12 protein-coding genes are annotated in these 10469 nt (G+C 66.3%); 7 read left to right on the plus strand and 5 right to left on the minus strand.

From position 1 onward, the window contains the following. Window positions 1-2: 2 nt before the first annotated feature. Together BJQ90_RS01930 and BJQ90_RS01935 are read right to left on the minus strand one after the other, a co-directional pair. Entirely contained in the window at window positions 3-182 is a 180-nt protein-coding gene (locus BJQ90_RS01930) for a hypothetical protein (RefSeq protein WP_226758630.1), read from the minus strand. 58 nt (window positions 183-240) lie between these two features. After that, complete coding sequence (locus tag BJQ90_RS01935; protein WP_226758631.1) at window positions 241-744, minus strand: Asp23/Gls24 family envelope stress response protein; 504 nt, start codon at window positions 742-744, stop codon at window positions 241-243. A 192-nt stretch (window positions 745-936) separates the two neighbouring features. Between BJQ90_RS01935 and BJQ90_RS01940 the strand changes: the two genes are divergently transcribed. The 4 genes from BJQ90_RS01940 (at window position 937) to BJQ90_RS01955 (ending at window position 2864) form a co-directional block, all read left to right on the plus strand. After that, window positions 937-1533 carry an RNA polymerase sigma factor gene (locus BJQ90_RS01940; protein WP_226758632.1) on the plus strand — a complete coding sequence of 199 codons (597 nt, stop codon included), beginning with the start codon at window positions 937-939 and terminating at the stop codon, window positions 1531-1533. Then, on the plus strand, window positions 1524-2138 hold the full coding sequence (locus tag BJQ90_RS01945) for an Asp23/Gls24 family envelope stress response protein (RefSeq protein ID WP_226758633.1): 615 nt from the start codon (window positions 1524-1526) through the stop codon (window positions 2136-2138). Before BJQ90_RS01940 ends, BJQ90_RS01945 begins: the two co-directional genes overlap by 10 nt. Continuing rightward, window positions 2131-2526 (plus strand): Asp23/Gls24 family envelope stress response protein, encoded by a 396-nt coding sequence (locus BJQ90_RS01950; RefSeq protein ID WP_226758634.1) that lies wholly within the window; start codon window positions 2131-2133, stop codon window positions 2524-2526. Before BJQ90_RS01945 ends, BJQ90_RS01950 begins: the two co-directional genes overlap by 8 nt. A 161-nt stretch (window positions 2527-2687) precedes the next feature. Beyond that, window positions 2688-2864: a hypothetical protein gene (locus BJQ90_RS01955; RefSeq protein WP_226758635.1), complete on the plus strand. Its 177-nt coding sequence runs from the start codon at window positions 2688-2690 to the stop codon at window positions 2862-2864. Between the two features lie 172 nt (window positions 2865-3036). Here the strand turns inward: BJQ90_RS01955 and BJQ90_RS01960 are convergent, their stop codons facing one another. Together BJQ90_RS01960 and paaZ are read right to left on the minus strand one after the other, a co-directional pair. Then, complete coding sequence (locus tag BJQ90_RS01960; RefSeq protein ID WP_226758636.1) at window positions 3037-3444, minus strand: VOC family protein; 408 nt, start codon at window positions 3442-3444, stop codon at window positions 3037-3039. A 157-nt stretch (window positions 3445-3601) separates the two neighbouring features. Next, window positions 3602-5713, minus strand: a complete 2112-nt coding sequence (gene paaZ / locus BJQ90_RS01965; protein ID WP_226758637.1) for a phenylacetic acid degradation bifunctional protein PaaZ — start codon at window positions 5711-5713, stop codon at window positions 3602-3604. Between the two features lie 162 nt (window positions 5714-5875). On the opposite strand from paaZ, the gene BJQ90_RS01970 reads away from it, so the two are divergent. The 3 genes from BJQ90_RS01970 to BJQ90_RS01980 all read left to right on the plus strand — a co-directional run bounded on the left by BJQ90_RS01970 (window position 5876) and on the right by BJQ90_RS01980 (window position 8541). After that, the gene (locus tag BJQ90_RS01970; RefSeq protein WP_226758638.1) at window positions 5876-6292 is read left to right on the plus strand and encodes a PaaI family thioesterase; all 417 of its coding nucleotides are present in this window, start codon (window positions 5876-5878) and stop codon (window positions 6290-6292) included. A gap of 104 nt (window positions 6293-6396) precedes the next feature. Then, the gene (locus BJQ90_RS01975; RefSeq protein WP_226758639.1) at window positions 6397-7119 is read left to right on the plus strand and encodes a DUF4397 domain-containing protein; all 723 of its coding nucleotides are present in this window, start codon (window positions 6397-6399) and stop codon (window positions 7117-7119) included. 201 nt (window positions 7120-7320) lie between these two features. Continuing rightward, window positions 7321-8541 carry a globin domain-containing protein gene (locus BJQ90_RS01980; RefSeq protein WP_226758640.1) on the plus strand — a complete coding sequence of 407 codons (1221 nt, stop codon included), beginning with the start codon at window positions 7321-7323 and terminating at the stop codon, window positions 8539-8541. 93 nt (window positions 8542-8634) lie between these two features. On the opposite strand, the gene BJQ90_RS01985 is transcribed toward BJQ90_RS01980, so the two are convergent. Beyond that, window positions 8635-10469, minus strand: a 1835-nt coding sequence (locus BJQ90_RS01985) for a S1 family peptidase (RefSeq protein ID WP_226758641.1), incomplete at its 5' end; no start/stop codon positions are given.

A 10469-nucleotide genomic window follows, 5' to 3' on the forward strand; every position in this document is an offset into this window, starting at 1 on the left:
GTTCATCGGCTCGAGGCTCTACCGAACAGGGCCTGCACGTCGAGCTTTCCTTCCGCGACCCGGCCGACCAGCAGTCCGATAAAACCGAGGATCACCGCGGACAGCAACGCCAGCCAGCCGCCGAAGCCCAGAACGATTCCCAGTACCAGTCCTATCGTCACGCACCAACGTGTAGTAGACATAGCCATCCTTTTTCCTCATCGTCCCGTTCCCCTTGGCGGAGGATTCTGTGACGGGTGGTTACTGCAGTTGGGTCTTCTGGACCTGCTGGTCTTCGTGTTCCTCGTCGGGCAGGTGTACATCGGTGATATTGATGTTCACTTCGAGCACTTCCAGCCCGGTGGCGCGCTCTACGGACTGAATGATGTTGCGGCGGATGGCCTGGCTGACCTCCACCACGGAGAACCCGTAGTCGACGACGATGGAGACATCGATGGCTGTCTGACGTTCGCCCTTTTCCACGCTGACGCCGCCGCTGACATTGGTCTGGGAACCGGGAATGCGTTCGGTCAGTGCGCTGAATGCCCGCCGGCCGGCACTGCCCATGGCGTACACACCGGGAACCTCGCGGGTAGCTATGCCGGCCAGCTTCTGCACTACGGTTTCCTCGATCGTGGTGTCGCCGCGATCAGTGTGCAGTGCGTCCCTCGCCTTCACTTGTTCCAGCGCACCGCCGCGCGCCTGCTCGTCGGCTGTGGCCACGACGCCAGCGGCAGTTCCGGGGGTTTTGGGTGTCTCTGTCATGGAAAACATCTCCTCGTGGGACTGGTGGTCGTGCTTACACCGATAAGGACGAAGACCGGCAGGAATCGTCACGTGATGGCGCAGAATATTTTCCTCACTGGGCAACGGAACCTCGGCACGGTTCCCGACGTTGCCCGGCTGTGGCATATTGGGGCCAAACACCGGTAAGTCACCGGACGGGATGGACTGCGCATGGGTGATCATGGCCCCGGCTTCGAACCGGACCTGGATGAGGGGAGCATCGTCGCCCGCGCCCAGGACGGCGACCTGGAAGCATTCGAACACCTGGTGCTCGCCTATCAGTACAAAATCTTCCGGCTGGCGTATCGGATGCTCAACGACCACGGCGAAGCCGAAGACATCGTGCAGGAGACTCTGACAACGAGCTGGCGCGGTCTTGCCATGCTCGCTGACGTCGATGCATTCGGTGGCTGGATCTACCGGCTGGCGACGAACAAATGCCTGGACCTGCTGCGTAAGCGGTCCGCCCATGCCGTGAACTGCACCCAACCTGAGGACATGGACACCAGCCCCGAAGCGTGCGCCCGCGCGGTGCCGGCCGGTTCGGATCCGGCCCATGAGGCTGAATGGTCCGCCGAACAGGATGGCCTGACCGCAGTCCTGAACACGCTTCCCCCGGCACAGCGGGCCTGCTGGCTGCTGCGGGAAATGCACGGACGCAGTTACGCAGAGATTGGTGTCACACTGAAGATCAGCCCGACAGCAGTTCGCGGCACACTCGCCCGGGCACGGCACGAGATAGCAGAAGGGATGAGCGAATGGCGCTAGAAGACATCCCCCGGCTCGGCTGCGGCCGCAGCATCGACCGCATCTGGGCCACCATCGACCGGCTGCCCACCGCACACGAAGAACATTGTGAACAATGCCAAACTGCCAGAACCCGACTGCAAAGACTCGGTGAAGCAACCCGTTTACTGTGCGAAAGCGATCTTCACGATCCCGCGCTGAAACCGCGTCCCGGGATCGAAAACGCCATCATGGATGTGGCCCGCGCTGAAGTCCGCCGCGGCAGCAGTATCCTCCTGCGCAGCGCAGACAGCGGCACCACGGAGATCAGCGAACAGGCCCTGAGCTCCCTCATCCGGGTCGCGGCAGCTGCGATCCCCGGCGTCCACTCACGACGCTGCCGGATCGAAATACGCTCCGCCACCGCCAGTCCGGCCGGTGAAGACCACCCCTCCGGAACCACCCGTACCGCCACCAATGCCGGTCCTCGCCTCATCGTCAATCTTTGGGTTGCCGCCGCTCAGGGCATCGTCATCCCTCGAACAATGGAGGCGTTGCGACAAGAGATCGGCAACGCACTTCCGGCCGGGGTCGGTATTGGCGCCGGAACCGTCAACATCACTGTTGAGGACCTTTACGATGTCTGAGCAACCCCTCCAAGGCTCCATCATCACCAGCCAGCTCATCGCCTCGATCGCCACCCGCACCACACTGGAAACACCCGGAGTCCTCAGGCTCGAACCCGCCATCCAAGGCTTCCTGGCCCGGCTCGCTCCCGCCGCCTTGCAAAACCTCCGCAGTCCCGGCAGCCAACACGGCACCTACCGGCACAACGGCGTCACAGCGACAATCAGCGACGGAACGGCACGCGTCCACCTCGAGATCGCCACCGACATCGCCTACACCGCCCTCCAGGTCGCCGAAACGGTTCGGCAACGAGTGCGTGAAAGCATCAGCCACACCGGCCTCACCCCTGGCACGATCGACGTCACCATCGTCGCCGTAGAACCCCACCGCGGTGCAACAATGCTGTAGCCCCGGCTGCAGCCACCGGCTCCGCGACCCGGTCGCGCAGCATGCTTATACGCCAGGGGAAACCGACGCCGCCAAGCCCACCGGGCTGCCACCTTTGTATGCAAAGCCAGCAGGGCGGCAGAGACCCGGAAGCACGGATTACAGAGGGAAGAGGCACAACAATGGAACCGGTTCAGCTCATCCTGATCATCGCGGGAATCCTCGTCGTCCTGGGAGTACTGTCCGCGCTGATGTCTTTTGGCCGGCGCAGAGGTGAGAAACGGGTACATGACAAACGACGGCCCACTGACGGGGACGCCGGGGCCCAGGACCCCCATGAGGACCGCCGGGAGCCCTAACCGTGCCCTCATCGCTCCCCTGACCTCGGCCGTGGCTCGGCGCAGATCCCGCCCGAGCGGTCCGGGGGCACTTTGAGGCCCGCGGCGGCGGCGGCCGCCCCGGACAAACGAACAGCGCCCCGGCAGGCCGGGACGCTGTTCGTTTGGGTGTACTGGGTGAAATGCTGTTGGTTTAGAGCTGGTAATCAGCCGCCGCAGTGATGTTCTCGTGGACGCAAAGGATGTTGTGCTCCGTATCCATGAACCAGGCGCACTTCTCCGAATCCGTTGTGCAAATGTGGTTCTCGGTCTTGAGATCCGGCAGGTCGTAATCCTGGAACTGGATGCCCTTGGACTCCATCTCCTGGACGGTCCGCTCGATCTCGGAGACTTCAAAACTCAGGGTCGTGTGCTCGGAATGCATTCCGTCCCTGACAGGCATCAACTGCAGCATGGGGCCGCCTTCGCTGCCGAATAGGTCGCTTCCGTCGTCTGCCACTCCACGGTGCGGGAGTCCCAGCGCCTCTGCATAGAAGCGGTGGGCACGCTCGACATCATCAACTGGCAGGACCGTTGTGGCTTTGTTTAGAACTAAGGTCATTTCGCCACCTCCTACGAGCAAAATCTTACGCCGGTGCGGGGCGGAAAGAGCAGGAGAATATACGCGCCGAGGTGAGATTTCGCGCCCATGTCCGCGGGGACAATGGGCGCGAAATCTCACCTCGGCGGGTGGCGCAGGGCGGCGGGACAGGGCCGGGTTACTTCTCCACGAGGGTAAGGACGTCGTAGGTGGCTACGATTTCGTCGTTCTGGTTGGTCAGGACGGCGTCCCAGGCCACCTCGCCGTACTCGTCGGTCTCGCGCGGGGTGATCTTCTTGGCGGTGAGGGTGACCCGGATGGAATCGCCCGCGGCCACCGGAGTGATGAAGCGCAGGCTTTCCAGGCCATAGTTGGCCAGCACGGGGCCCGGTGCGGGCTCCACGAACAATCCGGCGCCCCAGGCCAGCAGCAGGTAGCCGTGCGCCACGATGCCCGGGAAGAACGGGTTGGCCGCTGCGGCCTCCGCGTTGGTGTGGGCGTAGAAGGTGTCGCCGGTGGAGTTGGCGAACTTCGTGATCTCGTCCAGGGTCACTTCGCGCAGCCCGGAGCGGATCGCGTCACCGATGTGCAGGGTGCTCAGGTGCTTCCGGAACGGGTGCTGGCCTTCGGTCTCGAGGGTGAAGTTGCGGTCGGCGCCGGTGTGCCAGACGCCCGTGACGGCGGTCAGCATGTTCGGTGAGCCCTGGATGGCGGTGCGCTGCATGTGGTGCAGGACGGAGCGGATGCCGCCGAGCTCCTCGCCGCCGCCGGCGCGGCCCGGGCCGCCGTGGACCAGGTGCGGAACCGGCGAACCGTGGCCGGTGGAACTGCGCGCGTCCTCACGGTTGAGCATGTGCACCCGGCCGTGGTGCGCAGCGATGCCGGTGACGAGTTCGCGGGCGACGTCGGGGTCGTTGGTGCAGACCGAGGCGACGAGCGAGCCGCCGCCGCGGGCGGCGAGGCGGACGGCGTCGGCCAGGTCCGTGTAGCCGATCACCGAGGAGACTGGGCCGAAGGCTTCCAGCGAGTGGACCTCTTCGGCTTCCGGGTCCGCCCAGCCCAGCAGCACAGGGGACATGAACGCGCCGTCCTCGACGACGCCGACGGTGCCGTCCGCGCTGGTGACCTTCGGTGAATCGAGCGTGCCGTAGGCGAGTTCGCCGCCGGCGTCGAGCATGGACTGGACGGCGGCACGCACATCGGCGAGCTGCTCCAGGGACGCCAGGGCGCCCATGTTGACGCCTTCGGCGCGCGGGTCACCGAGGACGATGCGTTCCTGGATCCGCTCCCCCACGGCGGCAATGACGTCCTGCACCAGCTCCTGCGGCACGATGGCACGGCGGATCGAGGTGCACTTCTGGCCGGCCTTGGCGGTCATCTCGGTGACGAGGGACTTGATGAAGGCGTCGAATTCCGGCGTGCCCTTGACGGCGTCCGGGCCCAGGATCGAGGCGTTCAGGGAGTCGGTTTCCGAGGTGAAGCGGACCCCGCCCCTGACCACGTTGACGTGGGACTTGAGCGTGTTGGCGGTGGAGGCGGAGCCGGTGAAGGCCACGATGTCGCGGTAGTCGAGGTGGTCCAGGATGGTGCGGACCGAACCGGAAATCAGCTGCAGCGAACCCTTGGGCAGGATGCCGGATTCGATGATCGCCTTGACCACGGCGGCGGTGACGTAGCCGGTGGGGGTGGCGGGCTTGACGATCGTGGGGACGCCGGCGATGAACGCGGGGGCCAGCTTCTCGAGCATGCCCCACACCGGGAAGTTGAAGGCGTTGATCTGCACCGCGACGCCCGGGATGCGGGTGTAGATGTGCTCGCCGGCGAAGGAACCGTCCTTGGACAGGACCTCCATCGGGCCGTCCACGATCACCTGGGCGTTGGGGAGTTCGCGCCGGCCCTTGGAACCGAAGGTGAAGAGCACGCCGATTCCGCCGTCGATGTCGACCATCGAGTCGATCTTGGTGGCGCCGGTCTGGGCGGAGAGCGCGTAAAACTCGTCGCGGCGGCCGTTCAGATACTGCGCCAGCTCCTTGAGCTTGAGGGCGCGCTGGTGGAAAGTCAGTTTGCCGAGTTCCGCCTGGCCGGTGGTGCGTCCGTAATCCACGACGGCGGCAAGGTCCAGTCCCTCGGTGCTCACCTTGGCGAGGAGTTCACCGGTGCTGGCGTCCAGAACGGAAGCCGCGCCGGCCGCGGAGCCGGCGTCGGGGGTCCACCAGGAATCCCGGATGAAGCTGGGAACGATCTCGACAGTGTCTACTGTGGGTTCCGGAGCAGTTGCAGTGGTGGTCATCGTTGACGGGTCCTTCCAACAGGGGCAAGATCAACACGGCCAGCATTACTGACCGTCCGTTCGGTAATATGTCTACAGTACATGAATGAGGCCTGCCGCACACTAGCTGCGGCCGCACTGACCGGCCTGAGCCCTTGAATTTCCGGCCAAAGAGGAGAAGTTATGACGCCCGAGCCCCGCAATGCCGAGCTGTGGAAGATCACCCTTGGCGAACTCGACGAAAAAATGGGCGTGAAGATCATCGAGGAATCCGTGGAGCGCGTGGTGGCGACCATGCCGGTGGAAGGCAACCGGCAGTCGTTCGGTCTGCTGCACGGCGGCGCCTCGCTGGCAGTCGGGGAGGCCGTGGGCTCCTGGGCCGCGGTCATCCACGCCAGCACGCTGGGCAAGACCGCGGTCGGCGTGGATGTCTCCGCCACCCACCACAAGTCGGCGCGGGAGGGCCTGATCACGATCACGGCGACCCCCATCCATCTCGGGGGCACCGTCACCACCCACGAGGTGCTGATCAACAATGCGGCCGGGGAGCGGCTCTGCACGCTGCGGATCACCAACCTGCTGCTGGACCGCAGGGCCTGAGGGAAAGGATCCCGGCAGCTGCATCCAAACAGGGTCCCCGGCCGGTAGTAACGGTGTAAGCAAATCACCGCCCGGATCCGGGCAACTCAATGAGGAGTTTTGAAATGCGCAAATCCGTTTATGCCGCCGGGGCCCTGTCCATGCTGGCGGCGCTCACCTTCGCAGCCCCGGCCCAGGCCAGCGGGAACCACGACGGCGGCAGGCACCACAGCGACGATGCCCTCCTGTCCGTTCTGCACGGCGTGCCTGGGCTCACCGTGGATGTGTGGGTGGATGGCAAGCTCACCCTGGACAACTTCGAGCCCGGCACTCTTGCGGGCCCCCTGAAGCTTGACGGCGGGGACTACAAGATCGCCATCACGGCCGCCGACGCCACCAGCGCCGACAACCCGGTGATCGGCCCGGTCAAGGTCCATCTCAAGGAGGGCCGGAACTACACCGCTGTGGCGCACCTGGATGCGTCCGGAGCGCCCACGGCCACCCTGTTCAAGAACAACACCTCGGCCAGCCCCAAGGGCGAAGGGAAGCTGACGGTCCGGCACGTGGCGGCGGCGCCGGCCGTCGACGTCCTTGCCGGCGGCACCCCGGTCATCAAGGACCTGACTAACGCCGAGCAGAAGGTGCTGACGCTTAAGGCCGGGACGGTGTCCGCCTCGGTTGCGGCCGCCGGGACCACCGAACCCCTGATCGGCCCGGCAGATGTTCCGGTCACGAAGGGTAAGAACACGATTGTGTACGCCTGGGGCAGTCTCGACGATGGCACCCTCGGCGTTGCGGTCCAGGTGGTCGACTCGGCCAAAGGGCGTGGGGACTGTGATGACCGCTGAGCGGTCGGGCCGGTCCTGACGAGCGCAGTTGCCCAGCAGCGCAGCCGGCATGGAATGCGCTGCTGGGCCTGCCTACCCCCATCCCGCCCGTCGGTGTAGGGCCGATGGACCCGGAAGGCTCCGTGCCCGGACTGTTAGCGTGGAAGTGCTGATTCGCCCGACATCACTGGGTATAACCGGTCACACCGGAAGGGATCCACCATGCTCTCAGACACCTCGCTTCCCGTCATCAAGGCAACGCTGCCCGTCGTCGGCGAGAACATCGAGGAGATCGCCAAGCGCTTCTACAAACACATGTTCGAGGCGCGGCCGGACCTGCTGGACGGGCTCTTCAACCGGGGCAACCAGGCGGACGGGCGCCAGCAGCAGGCCCTCGCCGGTTCCATTGCGGCGTTCGCCGGGCTGCTCGTGGACAACGTGGACCAGATTCCGGACCACCTCCTGTCACGGGTCGCCCACAAGCATGTCTCGCTGGGGTTGAGTCCGGACCAGTACCAGGTTGTCCATGACCACCTGATGTGGGCCATCGTGGATGTGCTGGGGGATGCCGTCACGCCCGATGTCGCCGCAGCCTGGGACGAGGTCTACTGGCTGATGGCAAACATGCTCATCAACAAGGAACGTGGGCTCTACAACGCGGTGCACCTCACCCCGGAAACGATCTGGCGGACCTGGCGGGTGGCCGGGAAGGTCCAGGAGACGGACGACGTCGTCCGGTTCGTGGTCGAGCGGATGGACGACCGCGAGGTCAAGCCGTCCCTGCCCGGGCAGTACGTCACCATCAAGTTGCCCATGCACGACGGCGTCCACCAGCCCAGGCAGTACAGCCTCACGAAGGCCGACGACGGGCAGCACCGGCAGTTCGCGGTGAAGCGCGTCCACGGCCTCGAAACTCCCGACGGCGAGATGTCCAATCTGCTGCACAACGAGATCCAGGCGGGCGACGAGGTGGTGCTCTCGGCGCCCTTCGGCGATGTGGTGCTGGAGTACACGGACCGGCCCCTGGTGCTGGCCAGCGCGGGGATCGGGATCACCCCGATGGCCGGCATGCTCTCGCACCTCGTCAAGTCCGGCTCCCAGCGCCAGGTGATACTGCTGCATGCCGATGACAGCGAGGCGTCGTTCCCGCTCCGGGGGCAGGTCCGGGAGGATCTGGCCGCGTTGACGGACGGGACGTTGAAGACCTGGTTCCTCAATCCCACCGTGGATCCCGCCGCAGGCGCGGCTGCGGCCGGCTCCGGGTTCTCGGGCTTTATGGACGTCGGGGCCGTGGAACTCCCCGACGACGCCGAGTACTACCTCTGCGGCCCCCTGCCGTTCCTGAAGTCCGTCCGGAGCGCGCTGGTGGCCGGTGGCGTGCCGGCCAAAGACATCCAGTACGAGGTGTTCGGCCCGGACCTCTGGCTGGCTGACTTCCAGTAGCGACTGAGATTACCGGCGGAAGATAGCCGTTGGCGGCCCTAGTCGAGGCGGACAACGGCGCTGACCGACGACGGCGGTCGTCGGCCGCCGTACCTAACGGACCGCGCGGCGCCGTGCCCCGGCCAGGTGAACACCGGCCAGCAGGAACCCGCCCAGCAGGATCGTGGCGCCGGCGAGCCCCGCCGTCGGCAGGAGGGACCCGGCGCCGGTGTCGGCCAACACGCCGGCGCCAGTGTCCGGCTGCTGGCCGGAGCCGGCCGGGAGCACTGCCGGCTGGGTGGCCGGGGTGTCGGGCCCTGCCGGCACCACCGGGGGAACTGCCGCCGGTGCGTCAAGGCTGAAGGCCACCAGCAGCGGGTCCGAGGCAACGCCGTCGACCGCCTGGGTGGCGGAAAGAGTGTGCTCCCCCGGCGCGAGACCGGCGGGGAACGGCATGCTCCAGACCCCGCGGGCACCGGCCCTTGTCGTGCCGACGGGCTGTCCGTCGATCAGCACCGAAACGTCGGCGCCGTCGATGCCGGTCCCGGAGATTGACCCGGGAAGCGCGTCCTGGCTGAGGGTCGCACCGTCCCCGATGGTGGTGACGGCCAGTGCCGCAGGGGCGAGGGTGAAGTTCCGGGTGACGGCGGGGCTGTCCACCTCGCCGGGGGTTGTTTGGACGGCGTGGATGGCGAGCCTGCCGGGCGCGGGTCCGTCGACGGGGATGGTCCAATCGCCATCCGGTGCGACGGCTGCGGAGCCGTTGATGTCGCCCGTGAGTTTCACCGTTAGCCCGGGGGTTCCGGTGCCGTCGATGCGGGTGACCGACTTCAGTGCTGCCCCCTCGGCCGGGGTGGTGATCACCGGTGCGTCCAGGTTTGTCACGCTGACGGTCAAGGTAGCGGCGCCCGAGCGGCTGAATCCGTTCACCGTCTCGGCGGTGAGGGTCAGTTTGCCGGTGGTTTGGGGGGCCGGGAAGGCCCAGTTGCCGGCGGCGTCGACGGGCACCTCCGCGGTTTTCTTATCGACGGTGATGCGTACTTTCGAGTTGGCGGCAACGGCCGACGCCGGGGCCGCCGGGACCCGGCCCGTGATGGCTTGCCCGGCCATGACGGCCGGGGTCTCCGGCGCGACGAGCTCGGGCTTGTTCAGGAACAGTTGTAGCTGTACGCCGTCCGGGATCTTGGTGAGGGCGTCCTCGAGGGTCGTGGCAATGGCGAAATTCGGGACCGGCGGTTCATCGGGCCCCGCCTGACGCTCGCCGGCCGAATGGGTGCCCACGGCGAAGTTGCCGCTGATCCAGGGCCCGCCGGAGTCTCCGCCGCCGGACTGGACGTTCCTGGAAAGGAAACCGCGGAAGGCACGGACATCCTCCGGGGCGATGGTTCTGCCGCCCACCACGTAGATCCCGGTTTCATCCACCTGCCCGCAGGACCAGCCCGTGGTCCGCCCGGAGCGGCACACGTCCTGGCCCTGGAACGGGGCAACCGTGCCGATGATCTTCACGGAGCTGGCGGCGGGGTTCGCGGCGTCGGCCCATGTCGTGGCGGCCGGCTGGAGGTTGACTCCGCCGTTGATTCCCTCGATGACGGCGATGTCTGTGCCCACGTTGCCGGGGTCTACCGGATCACCTGCTTCCCACAGGGGGTCCAGGACCGGGGAGTTATGGGGTCCCCCGAACTGGCTGAATCCAAAGCTGCCCAGCGGCAGAAGGCTGCCTGGCAGGGGCGCCAACGAATGGCCTGCTGTGGAGGAGGCCGGAGGCTCAAGACCGGAGACCGTGGCTGTGCCGTCTTCGGCGCAGTGCCCGGCCGTCAGGACGACCGGCAGTCCGGCCGCGCTGTACGCGCCGAAGCCGGTGGAGCAGATATTCCGCCAGTAGCCTGCATCGATGATGTAGCCCTCCCCGCCGTAGACATCTGCTTCGGTAGTGACCGGGGACCCCTGCT

It is taken from the genome of Arthrobacter sp. SO3 (genome assembly GCF_020532825.1).
Lineage (GTDB): Bacteria > Actinomycetota > Actinomycetes > Actinomycetales > Micrococcaceae > Arthrobacter.